Source organism: Catenulispora acidiphila DSM 44928 (assembly GCF_000024025.1).
Taxonomy (GTDB): domain Bacteria; phylum Actinomycetota; class Actinomycetes; order Streptomycetales; family Catenulisporaceae; genus Catenulispora; species Catenulispora acidiphila.
In genome coordinates, this window is sequence record NC_013131.1 from 8,662,295 (window position 1) to 8,681,273 (window position 18,979).

General features: G+C 69.3%; 16 protein-coding genes. 10 read left to right on the plus strand and 6 right to left on the minus strand.

Translation table 11 applies throughout. The features are described 5' to 3' along the window. Positions 1-119 precede the first annotated feature (119 nt). From CACI_RS36905 to CACI_RS46595, 4 genes are all read left to right on the plus strand, one after another. Complete coding sequence (locus CACI_RS36905) at positions 120-1,019, plus strand: carboxymuconolactone decarboxylase family protein (protein WP_015796021.1); 900 nt, start codon at positions 120-122, stop codon at positions 1,017-1,019. A gap of 110 nt (positions 1,020-1,129) precedes the next feature. Further along, entirely contained in the window at positions 1,130-1,816 is a 687-nt protein-coding gene (locus CACI_RS36910) for a TetR/AcrR family transcriptional regulator (protein ID WP_015796022.1), read from the plus strand. After that, the gene (locus tag CACI_RS36915; protein ID WP_015796023.1) at positions 1,813-3,357 is read left to right on the plus strand and encodes an MFS transporter; all 1,545 of its coding nucleotides are present in this window, start codon (positions 1,813-1,815) and stop codon (positions 3,355-3,357) included. The genes CACI_RS36910 and CACI_RS36915 overlap by 4 nt, the downstream gene beginning before the upstream one ends. 70 nt (positions 3,358-3,427) lie before the next feature. After that, entirely contained in the window at positions 3,428-4,048 is a 621-nt protein-coding gene (locus tag CACI_RS46595) for a hypothetical protein (protein WP_015796024.1), read from the plus strand. A 79-nt stretch (positions 4,049-4,127) separates the two neighbouring features. Here the strand turns inward: CACI_RS46595 and CACI_RS36925 are convergent, their stop codons facing one another. Both CACI_RS36925 and CACI_RS36930 read right to left on the minus strand, forming a co-directional pair. Next, positions 4,128-4,805 (minus strand): DUF4097 family beta strand repeat-containing protein, encoded by a 678-nt coding sequence (locus CACI_RS36925; RefSeq protein WP_015796025.1) that lies wholly within the window; start codon positions 4,803-4,805, stop codon positions 4,128-4,130. An 86-nt stretch (positions 4,806-4,891) separates the two neighbouring features. Then, complete coding sequence (locus tag CACI_RS36930; RefSeq protein WP_015796026.1) at positions 4,892-5,323, minus strand: nuclear transport factor 2 family protein; 432 nt, start codon at positions 5,321-5,323, stop codon at positions 4,892-4,894. Positions 5,324-5,489: 166 nt separating this feature from the next. Here CACI_RS36930 and CACI_RS46600 point away from each other — a divergent pair, with 166 nt between their 5' ends. Beyond that, positions 5,490-6,458 (plus strand): LysR family transcriptional regulator, encoded by a 969-nt coding sequence (locus CACI_RS46600; RefSeq protein WP_015796027.1) that lies wholly within the window; start codon positions 5,490-5,492, stop codon positions 6,456-6,458. A 31-nt stretch (positions 6,459-6,489) separates the two neighbouring features. On the opposite strand, the gene CACI_RS36940 is transcribed toward CACI_RS46600, so the two are convergent. Next, positions 6,490-8,358: an arabinofuranosidase catalytic domain-containing protein gene (locus CACI_RS36940; protein WP_223297360.1), complete on the minus strand. Its 1,869-nt coding sequence runs from the start codon at positions 8,356-8,358 to the stop codon at positions 6,490-6,492. A gap of 455 nt (positions 8,359-8,813) precedes the next feature. Between CACI_RS36940 and CACI_RS46605 the strand changes: the two genes are divergently transcribed. From CACI_RS46605 to CACI_RS36965, 5 genes are all read left to right on the plus strand, one after another. Beyond that, positions 8,814-11,561, plus strand: a complete 2,748-nt coding sequence (locus tag CACI_RS46605; protein WP_190276679.1) for a carbohydrate-binding protein — start codon at positions 8,814-8,816, stop codon at positions 11,559-11,561. A gap of 179 nt (positions 11,562-11,740) precedes the next feature. Next, complete coding sequence (locus tag CACI_RS36950) at positions 11,741-12,727, plus strand: zinc-dependent alcohol dehydrogenase family protein (RefSeq protein WP_015796030.1); 987 nt, start codon at positions 11,741-11,743, stop codon at positions 12,725-12,727. 155 nt (positions 12,728-12,882) lie between these two features. Then, complete coding sequence (locus tag CACI_RS36955; protein WP_063643557.1) at positions 12,883-14,118, plus strand: EfeM/EfeO family lipoprotein; 1,236 nt, start codon at positions 12,883-12,885, stop codon at positions 14,116-14,118. A 139-nt stretch (positions 14,119-14,257) separates the two neighbouring features. Beyond that, complete coding sequence (gene efeB / locus CACI_RS36960) at positions 14,258-15,508, plus strand: iron uptake transporter deferrochelatase/peroxidase subunit (RefSeq protein WP_015796032.1); 1,251 nt, start codon at positions 14,258-14,260, stop codon at positions 15,506-15,508. 108 nt (positions 15,509-15,616) lie between these two features. Beyond that, positions 15,617-17,254 (plus strand): phospholipase C, encoded by a 1,638-nt coding sequence (locus CACI_RS36965; RefSeq protein WP_015796033.1) that lies wholly within the window; start codon positions 15,617-15,619, stop codon positions 17,252-17,254. Positions 17,255-17,360: 106 nt separating this feature from the next. Here the strand turns inward: CACI_RS36965 and CACI_RS36970 are convergent, their stop codons facing one another. From CACI_RS36970 to CACI_RS36980, 3 genes are all read right to left on the minus strand, one after another. Further along, on the minus strand, positions 17,361-18,050 hold the full coding sequence (locus CACI_RS36970) for an alpha/beta hydrolase (RefSeq protein ID WP_015796034.1): 690 nt from the start codon (positions 18,048-18,050) through the stop codon (positions 17,361-17,363). Continuing rightward, the gene (locus CACI_RS36975) at positions 18,050-18,394 is read right to left on the minus strand and encodes a WhiB family transcriptional regulator (RefSeq protein WP_015796035.1); all 345 of its coding nucleotides are present in this window, start codon (positions 18,392-18,394) and stop codon (positions 18,050-18,052) included. The genes CACI_RS36970 and CACI_RS36975 overlap by 1 nt, the downstream gene beginning before the upstream one ends. A 167-nt stretch (positions 18,395-18,561) precedes the next feature. Continuing rightward, on the minus strand, positions 18,562-18,963 hold the full coding sequence (locus tag CACI_RS36980; protein ID WP_143765539.1) for a hypothetical protein: 402 nt from the start codon (positions 18,961-18,963) through the stop codon (positions 18,562-18,564). Between the last annotated feature and the right edge of the window lie 16 nt (positions 18,964-18,979).

The following is an 18,979-nucleotide window of genomic DNA, read 5'->3' on the forward strand; positions in this document are numbered from 1 at the left end:
CCCTTTAGCGCGGCCACTTTAGCGCCACGCCGGGGGGAGCGGGCCTAAGAGCCCTGCCGTTCGGGGTTGGATGGCAGGACGATCTGCCTGTTGTCACTCCCGGAACGAAGGAACCGCACATGTCCGGCACCGCGCCCCAGCCCGAGCACAGCAGCCCGACCACCGAGACCACCCAGACCGGCCAGCCCGATCACGCCGACCACGCCGACCACGCCGACCGCCCCGCCAGCCGCTACGACCGCGGTCTGGCCCTCCTCGGGCAGGTCGGCGGCACCGACCCGACCCGGGCGCTGGCCGGCCTCGCCGACACCGCTCCGGACCTGGCGCGCCTGACCATCGAGTTCTACGCCGACATCTACTCCCGGCCCGGGCTGACCCTGCCGCAGCGGCAGATCATCAACATCGCCGCGCTCACTGCCCTGGGCACCGCCGCCCCGCAGCTGCGCTTTCACATCGACGGCGCTCTGAACGTCGGCGTCGGCCCGACCGAGATCGTCGAGGTGATCATGCACATGAGCGTGTACGCCGGGGTGCCGGCCACGCTCAACGGGCTCGCCGTCGCCAAGGCCGCCTTCGCCGACCGGACCGATCTCGACTGGTCGCCGACAGCGTCCCCGATCGAGGAGCAGGAGAGCGCCGAGCAGCGCTACAACCGCGGGCTGGACGCGCTGCAGGCCATCGACGGCCGGGCCGGCGACCAGGTCATGGCCTCGCTGGCGCCGATCTCGCCGGACTTCGCCCGGCTGCTGGTCGGATTCGCCTTCGCCGACATCTACTCCCGCCCCGGCCTGGACCTGAAGAGCCGCGAGCTGGCCACCGTCGCGGCCTGCACCGCGCTCGGCACCGCCGCCGCGCAGCTGCGGGTGCACCTCCACGGCCTGCTCAACGTCGGCGGGACCCGCGAGGAGCCGGTCGAGGCGATCATGCAGATGGCCGGATACGCCGGCTTCCCCGCCGCTCTCAACGGCATCGCCGCAGCTCGCGAGGTGTTCGCCGAGCGCGCGGGCGCCGAGGGGTAGGCGCGCCGGGCCCGCCGCGTTTGCGAAACGCAGTAGTTTCGATACGATGTAGTTCCGAGACGACACCGTTTCGATACAAATTCGTTCAGCATTGAGGTGGGTGAGCACCGATGACCCAGCACAGCCAGGTGACCGAGCCCGGCCACGCCCCCGGGCGCAAGCGCGACGCCTCCCGCGACGACGCGCTGTGCCAGGCCGCGCTGGAGGTGCTGGCCGACGTCGGCTACGACCGCCTGACCATCGACGCCGTCGCCGCGCGCGCCGGCGCCGGCAAGGCGACGTGCTACCGCCGCTGGGCCGGCAAGGCCGAGCTGGTCGTCGACGCGGTCGGACGGATGAAGGCCCAGCCCGAGCTGCCGGACACCGGCACGCTGCGCGGCGACCTGGTCGAGCTCACCTGCCACTTCCACGAAGGCGACGACGCCTTCCGCACCGACGTCCAGGCCGGACTGGTCTCCGGGCTGGTCCGCGACGCCAAGCTGCGCGAGGTGTTCGCCGAGCACTTCATCGCGCCGCGCAAGGAAGTGTTCCGCGTCGTGTTCGACCGCGCGGTCGCGCGCGGCGAGATCGCCCCGGTCGCCGACTACGACCTGCTCTCGGACGTCGTGCCGTCGATGGTCTTCCACCAGATGATGCTCACCGGCAGAGCGCCGGGACCGGCCTTCGTGCACAAGGTCCTGGACCAGATCATCCTGCCGCTCACCACCCCGAACACGAACACGAACACAAACACGAACCCGCACTCGCACTCGCACTCGCACCACAGCGCCACCCAGACAAGGACCGCCTCCTCATGACCGAGTCGATAACCCAGACCCTCGACCCGAGGCGGTGGCGGGCCCTGGCCTTCATCGCCCTGGCCCAGCTGATGGTCGTCCTCGACGGCACCATCGTGAACATCGCCCTGCCCTCCGCCCAGCGCGACCTGGGCATCTCCGACGCCAACCGGCAGTGGGTGGTCACCGCCTACGCCCTGGCCTTCGGCGGTCTGCTGCTGTTCGGCGGACGCATCGCCGACCGCTGGGGACGCCGCCGGGCGTTCCTCATCGGCCTGATCGGCTTCGCCGGCGCCTCCGCCCTGGGCGGTGCGGCGGTCAACACCAGCATGCTGCTGGGCGCCCGCGCGCTGCAGGGCGCGTTCGGCGCGATCCTCGCCCCCGCGGCGCTGTCGCTGCTGACCGTCACCTTCACCCAGCCGAAGGAGCGCGCGAAGGCCTTCGGCATCTACGGCGCCATCTCCGGCGGCGGCGCGGCGGTCGGCCTGCTGCTCGGCGGCGTGCTCACCGAGTACGCGAACTGGCGCTGGACGCTGTACGTCAACGTCCTGTTCGCCGTGGTCGCCGTGCTCGGCGCGGTCTTCGAGATCAAGGAGCCCGAGGGCACCCGCAACCACAACCGCCTGGACATCCTCGGCATCGTGCTGGCCGGCGCCGGACTGGCCTCGCTGGTCTACGGCTTCAACAAGGCCGAGACCGACGGCTGGAGCTCGGGCACCACGCTCGGGTTCATCGCCGCCGCGGTCGTCCTGCTCGCCGCGTTCGTCTTCTCCCAGTCCCGCGCGAAGGCCCCGCTGCTGCCGCTGCGCGTCGTGACCGACCGGAACCGGGGCGGGGCGTACCTGACCATCGGCATCGCGGTGGTCGCCATGTTCGGCGCGTTCCTGTTCCTCACCTACTACCTGCAGATCGTGCTGGGCTACAGCCCGCTCAAGAGCGGCCTGGCATTCCTGCCGATGGTGGTCGGCATGATGGCCGGCGCGACGCAGGTCGCCGTCCGGCTGCTGCCGAAGGTCCCCACCAAGCTGCTGATGGTGCCCGGCGCCCTGATCGCCGCCGGGGCGATGCTGATCCTGACCCAGATCTCGGTCGGCGGCTCCTACACCACCGTCGTGCTTCCCGCGCTGCTGATGCTCGGCTTCGGCATGGGCCTGGTGTTCATGCCCGCCATGAACCTGGCGACCCACGGCGTCCGGCCGCAGGACGCCGGCGTCGCCTCGGCGATGGTCAGCACCTCCCAGCAGGTCGGCGGCGCGATCGGCACCTCGCTGTTGAGCACGATCGCCAACAGCGCGACCGCGAACTACGCCAAGGGCCACGTCGCGGGCGTCCACTCCGCGGCAGACGGCGCACAGCTGAAGCTCGCGGCCATGGTCCACGGCTTCTCCATCGCCTACTGGATCGCCGCCGGACTGCTCACGGTCGCCGCGCTCGTCTCGGCGGTCCTGATCAACGCCCGCCCGCAGCAGGGCGGCGGCCACACCTCCAGCGCCGGCACGGACGACACCGGCGTGGACAGCACCGACATCATCGAGGACGCGGTACCGGTTTTCGCACACTGACAGACCGCACTACCTACTGCCCGGCCGCGGCACCACCCCCGCCCCGGCCGGGCATTGGGGGGAGACCGACATGCAAACGGCGATGAAGACTCCTACTCGTTCCGCGTCCTTCCTCGACGCGGCACGCGAACTCGGTACCGAGCCGAACCGCGTGAAACGCTTGCGCGCACGCTTCCTGAGCCTGCTGGTGGCCTGTTGCGCGGGCCTCGGCGCCTGGATCGTCTATCTGGCCCTGTCGATGCCGACCGGCTATCACTCGCGGGCCTGGTCCGCGGCGTGGGTCGGCTTCGACATCCTGCTGTTGCTCGCCCTGGCCGGGACCGTCGTCGCGGCCATGCTCGGACGGCAGATCGTCATCATGCTCGCGGTGTTCACCGCGACCCTGCTGTTGTGCGACGCCTGGTTCGACATCGTGCTGGACTGGGGCTCCTCCGAGGTGTGGGTCAGCCTGGCCTCGGCGGCGTTCTTGGAGATCCCGCTCGCGGCGTTCCTGCTGTTGCGGGTCCGCACGCTGGTCCGGGTCTCGCTCTTGCGGCGCTGGCACGAACTCGGACTGCCCGGCGATCCGCCTGCGCTGTACCGGATTCCGTTGTTCTATTCGGCCGAGACGCCGGAGCCGACAGCTTCCGTACCGGCGCCCGCTCCCATTCCCACTCCGACGCCCGCGCCCGACGCGGCGCTGTCTGAATAAGCACGAAAGCGCGCCCTCTAAGGGCGAAACCGCGCCCTGCGACCTAGGTCGGTCAGGGCGCGGTTTTCGTTGGGGCATCTCAGAGGCTGCCGGCGGTGATGTCGCCGAGCGAAGTGGTCGCCTTGATGCTCAGGGCAGCGGCGGCACCTTCGGCGTTGTACAGCGCGTTGGCGATGCGGCCGGAGGCAGTCCCGGCGTCCAGGACACCGGACACGCCGTGAGCAGCGGCGACCGACAGGTTGCCCATGTCGGCGTGCAGCTCGACCCGGCCGGCGTGGGCCTCGGCGATGGTGATGTCGCCCTTGCCGTTGCGGATCTGCGCCGGTCCGGCCAGGCGGGAGATGCGGACGTCGCCGGTGTGCACAGTCAAGTACGCGCTCGCGGCCTCCTCCACACTGACGCTGCCGTAGCCGCCGTCGAAAGACACCTCGCCGAGGCGCCCGGTGCTGTGCAGTTCCGCGGCGCCGGCCTTGCCTTCGAGGCGCGAGCCGGTCGGCAGCTGGATCGTCACCCGCACGGCGCCGCTGCTGCCGAGCAGCCGGTTCGCGTCGGCGGCGGCGATGCTCAGGACGCCGTCGCGGTACTCGACGCCGATCTGCTGTGCGGCCTTCACGTCGCGGCGCTTGGAGCTGTCTGCCGGCAGCACCTCGACGATCGTGTCGGTGCGGTCGCCGGCGATCAGGTGGACGCTGCCCGCGGGGATGTCCAGGTTGACGGAGACGGGGCTGGTGGTCGTGTACTTCTGCGTGTTGGTCATGTGCCTACTCTCGGAGGGCGCGCTGACGCGGGCCTGACGGCACCCTGACACGGCCGCTGACACAGGCCGGGACGTCCCCGAGAAGGTCACACAGATCCCAGCGCGTCCACGACCACCTGGAAGCGCCGCGGATCGAAGTAGTCGTGGTACTCGGTGATCAGGCCGTCCTGGAAGCGGAAGACGGCGATGTTGTCGTTGGTGTACTCCGTGCCGTCGTGAAGGACGGCGACGTTGCGGTACTCGACGCAGACCGCGTCGGAGTCGGCTGCCGGGTAGACGCCGGTCAGGTGCGCGGTGAAGGTGGCGAAGTTCGCGAACAGGCTGTGGAAGCCGGAGGCGATCTCGGCTTTGCCGCGGATCTCCGTGGGAAACCCGGCAGGCGGATACGGCACGGAGATGACTGCGTCCGGATGCCACAGGTCGGCCCACGCCGCGATGTCCTTCGCGGACAACAGGCGGAAGAACGCGCGGGCGGTCTCGGCGTGAGCGGTGCCGGTCGGCAGTGTCGTCACGGTCATCGTGCACTCCTGGGAGGTGATAGGCGGAGGTGCTAAGCGGGCTAGGCGCGGTTGATTGCCTCACCTCCAGCCTGGCGGTGCGTGTCACCACCGATCAACGACCAGATCGCGCGCCGATTGTGAAGCCAGGACGCACAATCGGCGTCCGGCGATTAGTCTTCGAAGGGTGGAGATCAGGGAGGTCGAAGCGTTCCTGGCGGTCGCCGAGGAACTGCATTTCGGCCGCGCCGCCACCCGCCTGCACGTGACGCCCACCAGCGTGAGCCAGAACATCCGCAGCCTGGAGCGCCGCGTCGGCGCCCCGCTTTTCGAGCGCACCACTCGGCGGGTCAGCCTGACGCCGCTAGGCGAACGGCTCCTGGCCGACCTGCGCCCTGCCTACCAGGCCATGGAAGCGGCTCTGAACACCGCGCACGAAGCAGCCGCACACCACACGGCGTCGTTGCGCGTCGCCTTCGCCACCTCGATGTCGCGCCGTATCTCCGCCGAAATGGTTGACGCTTTCCGCCGAAGCCGGCCGCAGTGCCAGGTCGTCCGGACCGCTTTGCCCACCGCCGCCCTGCACGCGAAACAGGTCCCTGACTTGGGCGACATCGACCTCTTCATCACCTGGGCACCCGGCGGGCCCGCCGTGTTGCAGGCGCCGGGCTGGGTCGTCGGCCCGGTCCTTGCCACCGTGCCCAGAGCCCTGCTGGTCGCCCGGAACCATCCGCTCGCCGGACGCGCCACGGTCGACGCCGAAGAGCTCACCGACCACCCGCTGTTCTTCATGCAGAGCACCGAGCCGGCGTCCGACCGGATGGCCGGCTACATCGACGCCTGGACTCCGTCCCACACCCCCGAAGGCCGACCGCTGAACCGCGTCCGCCACATGAACGGCCCTTACGTCGAAGAGCTCATCACCACCATCGCAGAGGGCTGGCTCGCCCACGTCACCGTCGAGGGCCTGACCGAGATCTATCAGCATCAGAACGTCACCGCGGTCCTCCTCACCGGTCTGCCGCCGATCCCCATCGTCGCCGCCTGGCCCGCCACCGGTCACAACCCCATGGTCAAAGCCTTCGTGCAAGCCGCCATCGCTTCCCAGGACGGCACTCCGCCCCTGGCCGGGGGGCGGCCAGGGGCGGAACGGTGAGACGTCAGAGGTCGAATACCTCTCGAGGCTGTCAGTCGAAGACGAGGTCAAACTGCTCCGACTGACTGATCGATGTCTTGCTGGCGATCAACGGTGAAGCGCCGCCATTGGGCGCGGTCACGATGTCGTTGTTCGCATGGGAGCGCAGGCTCACGCTGCCGATGCCGTTGGCGACGAGGGTGAACTCCTCCCACGGACCGATCGTGGTGCGGTTGGCGATCAGCGGCGAGGCGCCGGTGTTGTCCGCCGTCACGATGTCGCTGTTGGCGTGCGAGCGCAGGCTCACGCCGCCGTCCGCGTCGGGGATCAGGTCGAAGGTCTCCCACGGACCGACCGCGGTGCGGTTGGCGATCAGCGGCGCCGCACCGGCGTTGTCCGCCGTCACGATGTCGTTGTTCGCGTGCGCCCGCAGGCTGACCGGCACGGTGTCCTGGACGAGGTCGAACTCCTCCCAGGGACCGACGGACGTGCGGTTCGCGATCAACGGCGAGGCGCCGGCGTTGTCTGCGGTCACGATGTCCTGGTTGGTGTAGGAACGAAGGCTGACACTGCCGTCGGCGTTGTGGATCAGCCCGAACACTTCCCAGTTGCCGACGCCGCCCCGGTTGGCGATCAGCGGTGCGGCGCCGTCGTTGTCGGCGGTGACCCAGTTGTTGTCGCCCAAGGACTTCAGGTTCACCGTGCCGTCGGTGCCGGTGACCATCTCGAACTGCTCGGCCTTGCCGATCGAGGTGGCGTCCGCGATCAGGGACGTGGTGGTGTTCGGCGCGTCGACGTAGCGGCCGTTGGCGTGCGCCTTGAGGCTGATCACCGACGCGGTGGTGCTGAACGTGGTCGTGTTGTTGGCGTAGCCGGCCGCGTTCACGTTGGCCTGGACCGCGTTCTCGGTCGCGTCCGAGGGGAATCCGGTGGTGACCGCGCCCTCGAAGAACTCGCCCTTGCCCAGGTCGCTGTTATCGCCGCCGGTGCCCAGCTCGATGGAGGGCTGCACCTTCATCGGGTTGTAGCCGTTGGGCAGCGCGCCGGAGTAGGCCTGGGTCAGTCCCCCGGATTGGCCGTTGCCGTATTTCAGCGTGAAGTTGGTCGTGCCGTTGTTCTTCTCCCAGGCGGTCACGAACGAGCCGGTCTCGCTGGGGATGCTCGCCGGGTTCGGACCCGCGGCGCTGAAGTACATGCCGTTCTCGAGGTCGCCGCCGACCCAGGGACCGGTGCCGGAGCAGCCGCCGGTCCAGCAGGCGGTGCCGTAGTAGATCGCGTTCATGGTCGCGTTGCCGTCGTCGCTGTCGTTGGTCTCGGCGGAGCCGAAGTCGAAGCAGCAGCTGCCGCTGGTCAGGTTCGACGAGGTGAGCATGTACTCGCCTTCGGGCTGCGAGCCCGTGGGCACGTTCTTGGCCGCGTTGTTGCGGTATCCGGTACCGACAGAGTTCACGAGCACGCCGTAGGCCGCCTGGCCGCCGACGGTCACCGGCAGCGCCATCGCGTTCGCGCCGATATCCGCGCCGTTCGCGGCGGGACCGCCGAGTCCGCCGGAGCAGCCGGCGCAGGCCTTGCCGGGCGAGATCGGGAGGTTGTTGGCGTTCGCGGTCTGATCGTAGAGCAGCGTGATGGTGCACGTCGTGCCGGAGCAGAACGAGACCTGCGGCGCCGAGTTGGCCACGCCGCCGGCGGCGCGCAGACCGATGTTCAGGGTGCTGTTGTCCGACGCACGCTGGATTTGGTACAGCGGCCCGTTGTACGAGCCGAACATGGCGCGCGTGGTGCTGTAGGCGGCTTCACAGGGGGTGTTGCCCGAGGCGTAGATGTCGCACGGCGCCGACACGGCCGCCGCGGCCTTCGTCGTGGACGTGCCGAACACCGGCACGGCCACCGCGATCGCCATCGCTATCAGGAACGCGGCCACCAACCGCGTTCCGCGTCGGAGTCTTGGCAGGAAAAGCACGAACACCTCCATCGAATCAGGCTCATGACGTCGAAGCTGCGGCCGGTTGCCAGGGCACATGTTTCGACTGACTACGTGTGTAAGTCAAGAGCCTGAGCACGATTTCTGATGAAGTTTCGAACGATCATCGATATAAGAGTGCCCACAGAGTGGACAGGCGGCGCCTCGACTGCCTGATTTCGACGTATCCAGACCCCGCGACGCAGCACGTCGAGGCCGCCGGGACATCTTGACGGGACCCCGGATCGCGAGTTCAATCACGACGTGAATTAAGCCGGGTGCGGCCGGTGATCCACAGCGCTCCTGTCCGCGTGGCTACCGCGAACCGGTCCGTCTTCCCCTCGAACCACGGGGTGATTCAGCCTGCTCCATCACCAGAAAGACAAATCAACACAAGGCAGGAGAAGATGAGACACTTGCGCATCACGCGACTGCTCGCACCCGGCTCCCCCACGCCGCGTCGAGCCGGCAAAGCGGGAAGTGCGGGCCTCGGCCTGGCGGTGGTCGCCGCCCTGACGCTGATCGGCTCGCCCTCCGTCGCCCACGCAGCGGGCGGAGGTCCCTACGGCGGGACCGCCGCCGCAGTGCCCGGGACGATCCAGGCCGAGAACTACGACACCGGCGGCCAAGGCGTGGCGTACAACGTCGCCACGGTCAACGGTTCGGCCAACAGCTACCGGTCCGACGGCGTCGACCTCGAAGCGACCACGGACACCGGCGGCGGGAACGACCTCGGCTGGACGGCGTCCGGGCAGTGGTTCGACTACACCGTGAACGTCGCCTCGGCCGGGACCTACTCGGTGAGCCTGCGGCTGGCCTCCCCCAGCGGCGTGACCGACGGTCTGCACATCGCCACCACCTCCGGCACGAACCTGTCGGGCGCGGTGAACGTGCCGGCGACCGGCGACTGGCAGGCCTGGACGACCGTGACGGCGTCCGTCACGCTGGCGGCCGGACAGCAGACGCTGGTCGTGGACCAGGACAACGGAGGCTGGAACCTCAACAGCCTGACGTTCGCCGGCAACTCCGGTCCCTACGGCGGCACGCCCGCCGCGGTCCCCGGGACGGTGCAGGCTGAGAACTACGACACCGGTGGCCAGGGCTCGGCGTACAACGTCGCCGCGGTCAACGGTTCGGCCAACACCTACCGGTCCGACGGCGTCGACCTCGAAGCGACCACGGACACCGGCGGCGGGTACGACGTCGGCTGGACGGCGAGCGGACAGTGGTTCAAGTACACGGTCAACGTCGCCACGGCGGGCCAGTACACGGTCGGTCTGCGGCTGGCCTCGGTCAGCGGCGCGACGGACGGTCTGCACATCGCCGGCTCGTCCGGGACGAACCTGTCCGGCAACGTCGACGTCCCGGCGACCGGCGGCTGGCAGACCTGGACCACGGTGTCGGCGAACGTCACGCTCCCGGCGGGACAGCAGACCCTGACCGTCGCCCAGGACAACGGCGGCTGGAACCTCAACAGCCTGGCCTTCACCGCCGGCGGCGGCTGCGGGACCAGCTGCGGCGGTACGCCGAACTTCGGCCCGAACGTGCTGGTCTTCGACCCCTCGATGTCGGCGAGCACGATCCAGAACCAGATCAACACTGTCTACAACGCTCAGCAGAGCAATGAGATGGGCACGAACCGCTACGCCATCCTGTTCAAGCCGGGCACGTACAACGAGGACGTGCCGGTCGGCTTCTACACGCAGGTGCTCGGCCTCGGGCAGTCCCCGACGCAGACCACGATCACCGGTGGCGGCGTCCACGCGGACGCCAACTGGAACGGCGGCAACGCGACGATCAACTTCTGGCGGGACGCGGAGAACCTGACCGACTCCCCGTCCTCCGGTAACACGGTGTGGGCGACTTCTCAGGCGACACCGCTGCGCCGGATGAACATCAACGGCTCGCTGGCGCTGTCGCTCAACGGCTACTCCTCCGGCGGCTTCGTCGGCGACTCGGTGGTCACCGGCCAGGTCAGCTCCGGCAGCCAGCAGCAGTACATGTCGCGCAACGACCAGTTCGGCAGCTGGAACGGGGCGAACTGGAACATGGTGTTCACCGGCTCCACCGGTGTGCCCGGCAACAGCTTCCCGAACCCGCCGGACACCTCGGTCGCGACCTCGCCGACGATCTCGGAGAAGCCGTACCTGTACGTCGACGGCTCCGGCGGCTGGAACGTCTTCGTCCCCGGCAACCAGGCGAACCGGTCGGGCACCAGCTGGCGCACCGGCAGCACGCCCGGCTCCTCACTGCCGATCAGCTCCTTCTACATCGCGCATCCGGGCGACTCCGTCGCGACGATCAATGCCGCGCTCGCAGCCGGGCAGAACCTGCTGTTCACCCCGGGGATCTACCAGGTCAACGGCACGATCAACGTGACGCGGCCGGACACCGTGGTGCTCGGCCTCGGTCTGGCCACGCTGGTGTCCAACGGCGGCAACACGGTCCTGTCGACCGCGGATGTCAACGGCATCCGGATCGCCGGGCTGATGGTCGACGCGGGCACGACCAACTCCCAGACGCTCATCCAGATCGGCCCGTCGGGCTCGTCCGCCAGCCACGCGAGCGACCCGACCGTGCTGTCCGACGTGTTCGCCCGCATCGGCGGCGCGACGGTCGGCCGGGCGACGCAGACGCTGGTCGTCAACAGCGCCAACGTGATCGGCGACGACCTGTGGCTGTGGCGCGCCGACCACGGCAACGGCGGGACGGTCGGCTGGTCGACCAACACCGCCGCCAACGGGTTGGTGGTCAACGGAGCCAACGTCACGATCTACGGCTTGGCCGTCGAGCACTATCAGGCGGTCCAGGTGCAGTGGAACGGCAGCGGCGGGAAGGACTACTTCTACCAGAGCGAGATGCCGTACGACGTCCCGAACCAGGGGTCGTGGATGGACGGCTCGGCGCGCGGCTACCCGTCGTTCGCCGTGGGCGGCTCGGCGACCGGCTTCCAGGGGTACGGGCTCGGCGTGTACTGCTTCTTCAGCACGAACAACAGCGTCGTGTCGGACAACGCGTTCACGTCTGCGGCCTCCGGTGCCAGCTGGCACGACCTGGTGACGGTGTCGATCACGAACGCCGGGGCGATCGAGAACGTCATCAACGGGGTCGGTGGCAAGACGCCGACGAACACTTCGGCGGTGGATCTGACGAGTTACCCGTAGCCGGTAGCCGGTGACCCGTAGCCCGTAGCCCGTAGTAGCCGACGGTAGTCGGGACCGGTTCCCAGCGTGCGCCCGTACAGGGGCGGGGGCACGCTGGGAACACAGCAGTTCACGGCGCTGTTGATCGCGAAGCCGTCGGGACTGATCCCGGGGCTGGTCTTCGACAGAGGTGAGACGCCATGCGGGCGATGGTTCTTCGGGAGTTCGGCGGCGCGCTGGTCGCGGTGGACCAGGAGGTGCCCGCGGCCGGTGAGGGGCAGGTCCTGGTGCGCGTCGAGGCCAGCGGGGTGAATCCGCTGGACACCAAGATCCGCGCCGGGCGCGCCGCACACGCGCGGAACACGCTGCCCGCCGTGCTCGGTCTCGACCTCGCCGGCGTGGTCGAGCAGGTCGGCGCCGGGGTGAGCTCCTTCGCGCCCGGCGATGAGGTGTACGGGCTGACCGGCGGCGTCGGCGACCTGCAGGGGTCGCTCGCCGAGTTCGCCGCGGTCGACGCGCGGCTGCTCGCGCTTAAGCCGCGCACGCTCGACATGCGGGAGGCCGCGGCGTTGCCGCTCGTGGCGATCACCGCGTGGGAGGGCTTGGTGGACCGGGCGAACGTGCGGCCGGGGCACAAGGTTCTGGTGCACGGCGGCGCCGGGGGGATCGGGCATGTCGCCGTGCAGCTCGCGCGGGCGCGGGGTGCCGAGGTGTTCGCGACGGGGTCCGGGGCGAGCCTCGAGGTCATCCGCGGCTATGGCGCCACGCCGATCGACTACACGGTCGGCGACGTCGAGGCCTATGTGGCCGAGCACACCGGTGGTGTGGGCTTCGACGTCATCTTCGACACCGTCGGCGGGGCGACGCTGGACGCCTCGTTCGCCGCGGTGCGCACGTACACCGGGCACGTTGTCAGTGCTCTGGGTTGGGGTTCGCACAGCCTGGCGCCGCTGTCGTTCCGCGGCGCCACCTACTCCGGCGTCTTCACGCTGCTGCCGATGCTCACCGGACAGGGCCGGGAGCACCACGGCGAGATCCTGACCGCGGTGAGCGAGCTGGTCGACGCCGGACAGCTGCGGCCGCGGCTGGACGAGCGGGTCTACGCGCTCGGCGAGGTCGCCGAGGCGCACGCCGCGGTGGAGTCGGGCGCGCGGGGCGGGAAGGTCGTGGTGAGTGTCCGGGGCTGATGTGCGTCCGGGGCTGGTGAGCGCCCGCCGCTGATGTGCGTCTGCGGCTGAGGCCAACACTCGGCAAAGCGCGGATGAATTCCGCGTTCTGCCCGTTTCGTACAACTAAGGATGCCCTAAGCTCGGCGGCGAACCCGTTCCGGACGCTCGCCACGATGGGGCTCCCCTTGTCCAAGATCTCGCCCGGCCTGGCTTCGCCGAAGGTCGTCCTGCCGCTGGCCGCCGCTGTCGTGGCGTTCGCGGCGGTCGCCGGCACGGCGGCGCACCACTCGCCCGCCAAGCCGAAGTACGCGGCCGGGCTGCCGTCCGACGCGCTGACGGTCGACGTGTACGACTGCGGCGCGAACTGGACCTCGCCGAAGCCGGGCAAGCAGAACCTGCTGATCGCCAACACCGGGATCGAGACGACCGAGGTGTACCTGGTCGATCCCGGCAGCGGCGCGATCTACGGCGAGCTCGTCGGGCTCGCCCCCGGCACCAGCGACCAGATGCCGGTCGTGCTCGGCGCCGGCACGTACGCCCTGCGCTGCTGGCCCGCCGACGCCGACCCGGTCACCGGCCCGCCGGTCCGCGTCACCGGCAGCGCGTCGGGCACGATGGCCGGAACGGTGACGCCAGGCGTGCTCCCGGTCACGCGCGAGGATCTGACCGCGCCGGTGAAGCAGTACCAGGCGTACGTCGAAGGCGGCCTGGCCACACTGAAACCGCTGGTCCAGAAACTCCAGAACGACCTCGCCGCCGGCAACCTGGACGCCGCGCGCGCCGACTGGACCCCCGCGCACCAGCAGTACGAACGCCTCGGCGGCGCGTACGACGCCTTCGGCGACCTCGGCGACGCGATCGACGGACTCCCCACCGACCTCCCCGCCGGCGTCAACGACCCCGCCTTCACCGGCTTCCACCGCATCGAGTACGGACTCTGGCACAACCAGACCGCCACGCAGCTGACCACCCCCGCCGCCGACCTCGCGACCGCAGTCGACAAGCTGGCCACCGAATTCCCCAGCGCCCAGATCGACCCCCTGGCACTGGGACTGCGCACCCACGAAATCCTGGAGGACGCAGTCCGCTTCGAACTGTCCGACCAAAGCAATCAAGGCAGCGGCACCACCCTGGCCACAATCGACGCGAACATCGACGGCACCCAAAGCCTCCTCAGCATCCTGCGCCCGATCCTCACCCCGCGCGACCCCGACCTCCCCCGCATCGACGCCGCCCTGACCCACCTACGCACCCTCGCCGAAGCACAGCACCACCCCGACGGCTCCTGGACACCGCTCACGCACCTCACCACCACCCAGCGCGAGGCACTGAACTCAGCAGCCGGCGGCGCGGTGGAGCTGCTGGCGCCGGTCGCGACGATCTGCGAACCCCGGCTGGCCAAATCGTGAGGAAACGCCAGCACGCGCCAAGCAGTTCGCGAACACCTTCGCCCGCACCGCCAATGCCAGGTACCGCGCCGCTCACACCGACGATGGCCGCACCCCGAATCACCCGCCCCACGCTCGAATTCTCACCCGGGAGCATCCGATGACCGCCTCGATCGGCCGCCGATCTCTGCTCCGTGCTGCTGGTATCGGGGGTGCTGCGGCTGCCGCTACTGCTGCTGGGACCGGTGTTGCGTTGACTCGCGACACCGCTTCGGCTGCTGCTGTCTCCGATGGTGCTGTTGTTGCGCCCGCGCCTGCGCCTTCGTTTCGTGGGCCGCATCAGGCTGGTGTGCTGCGGGCGGCGGCGCCGGCGACGATCATGCTGGCGCTGGATGTCACCGCGGCTGACAAGGCTGGGCTCGTTGAGCTCTTTCGGACGCTCACTGCTCGCGCGGCTTTTCTCACCTCGGGTGGGCTGCCGGATCAGGTGGGGGTTGCCGGGCCGCCGAGTGATTCGGGGACGCTGGGGCCGGAGGTTGCTGCTGACAATTTGACGGTGACGCTGGGGGTTGGGTCCTCGTTGTTCGACGGGCGGTTCGGGCTGGCTTCACGCAAGCCGGCCGGGTTGTTTCCGATGCCGGTGTTCCCGAATGACGACCTTGATCAGGGGCAGTGTCATGGCGATTTGAGTCTTCAGCTCTCGGCTGATCACAGTGACACCGTGTTGCACGCTTTGCGCGACATCATGCGCGGGGTTCGGGGTGCGGCGCAGATTCGGTGGCGGATCGACGGCTTCGTCAGTCCGCCGCGTCCTTGGGGGACGCCGCGGAATCACTTCGGGTTCATGGACGGGACTGCCAATCCCGATGTCGCCGACGCGGCTCAGATGGGCCGGTTGGTGTGGGTGGATCCGGCGAGAAATCCGGCGTGGGCGGTCGGGGGCAGCTATCTGAGTGTGCGGTTGATCCGGATGTTGACCGAGTTCTGGGACCGGGTGTCGCTCGGGGAGCAGGAGAACATGTTCGGGCGGCGGCGCGGGAGCGGGGCTCCGTTGTCCGGGCATGTGGAGACCGATGCGCCGGACTACTCCAATGACCCCACCGGGGAGACGATCCCGCTGACCAGTCACATCCGGTTGGCCAATCCGCGGAGCGCGGCCACCGACGGTTCGCGGATCCTGCGGCGCGGCCACAACTACGACCGCGGGGTCGATCCGAACGGCGACCTCGACATGGGTCTGATCTTCACGTGCTACCAGCAGGACGTGCACCGGCAGTTCGAGACGGTGCAGAACCGCCTGAGCGGAGAGCCGCTGGCCGATTACATCGCGCCGTTCGGCGGCGGGTATTTCTTGGTACTCCCGGGTGTTTCGCCGGGTTCGGACTTCTTCGGGTCGGCGCTGCTGGCGTGAAACAGCAGTTCTCGTGCCTCAGAATTCTCACGCGATTCCCAGCGAGTTCACTGCGGTTGTCGAGACTGTCCCCGGAAAACCGGCAAGACCTCTCAGGGAGAAGAACCGATGTCGCAGAGCAAGAAACGACTGATCCGCCGGAAATGGGTCCTGCCCGTTGCCGCCGCCGCGGTGCTCGGTCTTGTCGCCACCCCGAGCGCCTTCGCGTCCGGCTACGGCTGGCACCACGGCCACGACGGCAGCGGTGACGACCGCACCAGCACCCCCATCAAGCACGTGGTCGTGCTGTTCGACGAGAACGTCTCCTACGACCACTACTTCGGCACCTACCCGAAGGCCGCCAACGACGGCCAGGGCACGACGTTCACCGCGAAGCGGGACACGCCGAAGGCCAACGGCCTGAGCCAGTCGCTGCTGACGGCGAACCCGAACCAGTACAACCCGCAGCGGCTCGCCCCGAGCCAGGCGCTGACCTGCGACCAGAACCACGGCTACACGGCCGAGCAGAAGGCGACCGACGGCGGCAAGAACGACCTGTACGTCCAGAACACCAACGTGTCGACCTGCACCGGCATGCCGGTCCTGTACGGCGCGCCCGGCCTGGTCATGGACTACTACGACGGCAACACCGTCACCGGCCTGTGGAACTACGCTCAGAACTACGCGATGAGCGACAACTCCTACAGCGACGTGTTCGGCCCGTCGACCCCCGGCGCGCTGAACCTGATCTCCGGCCAGACCTACGGCGCCACCGCGGTGAACTCCACCACCGGCCAGCCGGTCTCGGCCTCGTTCATCGGCTCGCCGAACGCCTCCGGGGTCGGGACGCTGTACACCGACGCCGACCCGGCGTACGACGACTGCTCCGACAACGGCCACGCCTCGACCTCGCCGCTGGCGGCCCTGTCCGGCGCGAACGTCGGCGACCTGCTGAACAAGAAGAACGTGACCTGGGGCTGGTTCCAGGGCGGCTTCGCGCCGACCACCACCGCCACCGCGTCGGCCAACGGCTACGCGCAGTGCGGCGCCACGCACACCAACGTCGGCGGCAACTCCTCGGCCGACTACTCGCCGCACCACGACCCGTTCGAGTACTACAAGTCCACGGCGAACCCGCACCACCTGCCGCCGACGAAGACCTCGATGATCGGCAAGAGCGACCAGGCGAACCACCAGTACGACCTGACGGCCTTCACCACCGCGCTGAACACCGGCAACCTGCCGGCCGTCAGCTTCCTGAAGGCGGCGGAGTACCAGGACGGCCACGCCGGCTACTCCGACCCGCTGGACGAGCAGAACTTCCTCGCCACCGAGATCAACGCGATCCAGAAGTCGCCGAACTGGAAGGACACGGCGATCATCGTCGCCTACGACGACTCCGACGGCTGGTACGACCACCAGTCCGGCACCGTCGTCAGCGGCTCGAACACCGCACTCGACAGCTCCCCGGCCTGCACCGCGGCCGCCCCGGCCAAGGGCCAGGCGGACCGCTGCGGCGTCGGCCCGCGCCAGCCGTTCCTGGTGATCTCGCCGTTCAGCAAGCAGAACTACATCAGCCACAACCAGATCTCCCAGGCCTCGGTCCTGCAGTTCGTCGAGGGCAACTGGAACCTGGGCGACGTCGGCAACGGTTCGTTCGACCGCACCGCCGGGTCCATCAAGAACATGTTCAACTTCTATGACCGCGATGTCTCGAACCGCGTCATCCTGAACCCGACCACCGGCGCGATCGTCTCGCACCGGTAGTCAGGGCAGGGCAGTCGCACCACAGCTCGACCACAGCTCGCCCACAGAAGCCATCGGCGCCCGGGTCCTCGGAACCTTCGAGGACCCCGGGAGGCCGGTGGCTTCGTCATCTCCAGAGATCGGCGGACGTCAGCCGCTCGGGATGGGTGTACAACTCGGCCCAGTCCAGGACGTCGTCGGCGACGGTCTCCCAGCCCGGCGCCCGCACGGTGTGGTGGCAGCCTTCGGGATATTCGAGGTAGCTCGTGACCGCCTCGGATTTCCAATAACGGCGCGCGGTCGCCTCGACAGACTCCGAGGGCACGCGGCGGTCCACTCCGCCGCCGACCAACAGCAACGGTGCGCGGGACGAGGAGCGATAGTCGACGGCGAGGGGTTCGGCGCCGCGATGCGGGCGAGCGCCGATCCCCAAGACCCTTGTGCGGCGCTCGGGGATGCGCGGCGGGTTGAGGGCGATGCCCGCCGCGCCGAAGCCGCGGTCGAGCAGCAACTGCGCGATCACGCCGCCGAAGCAGTGCCCGATCAGGATCGGCGGCTGCGGGATCGTCACCAGGAGGCGTTCGTAGTAGGTGAGGACCGAGGCGACCTGTGCCCAGTCGCGCGGTCCGAGGCAGTCGGTGGACGGCGGCAGCGGGGCGGCGGTGGCGATGACGCTGTAACCGCGCGCGGTGTAGCGGGATATCCAGCCCTGCCAGTTCAGCGTCGTGAGGCAGGTTCCGCCGATCAGCAGGACGGTCTCCGGCTGCTGGCGCGGCTCGAACGAAGGCTGCGGCTCCATCGTCGGCTCCATCGTCATCACGCCGCCTCAGCCTGCGGCACAGCCGCTTCCCGGCCTCGCGCCGCCGCGATGTCCGCGCGCGACCGGCCACCGCGCGGACGGCGCAGCTGGGCGATGCGCTCCTGGCTGGTCGTGCCGCCCCAGATCCCGTGCTCCTCGCCGATCGCCAGCGCGAAGCGTGCGCACTCCTCGCGCACCGGGCAGACGTCGCACAGCTCGCGGGCGAGCCGCTCGCGTTCACTGCGGGCGAACCCGCGCTCGCCGGTCGGCGAGAAGAACCGCGCGCTGTCGGCCGACCGGCAGGCGGCGGATTCCTGCCATTCCCACAACGTGGCGATCGGCCGTGGTCCGGAACCGTTCATCGTCGTCTCTCCTCCCTGATGTCACCTCGCGAGGCGTCGTGGCTCCCACGTGTGGATCATGCTAAAAGCGGCTGGTCGCAGCGGGCTTCCGTCATATGACTCGGACTGTTTTCGCGGCCGGTCCGGCGCTCGGCGGCGCCAGGACGCCTGTCTCACGGGAACGTCAGTCATTCGACGGTCAGTGACGCCCGGCCGCTCCCCGCGCTCTGGCCGTCGCGCACCCGGTGGTGCAAGCTGGTGCGGGGCGGTCGCGATACTCGAGCCCTGAGACACGTCGAGGGGACCGGGGGTCCGATGCGGGGCGCGGGGACAAGCATGGCTTCGAGGGTTCGAGCCGGGCTGTGTGTGGTGGCGGTCGTCTGCCTGGCGGCGGCGTGCGGGTCGACGTCGGCGAAGCATTCGGCGCCGGCCGCCGGGACTTCGACCAGTTCGCCGAGTCCGGCGACCGGGGGCGGGACGCCTTCGGGGACGCCTTCGGGCACGCCGTCGCCGAGCGGGACGCCGATCTCTGCTCCGCCGACATCGGCCTCGACCTCGGCGCCCGCCGGCGGTGTGTCGGCGCCGGTCATCTTCACCACGGTCCCG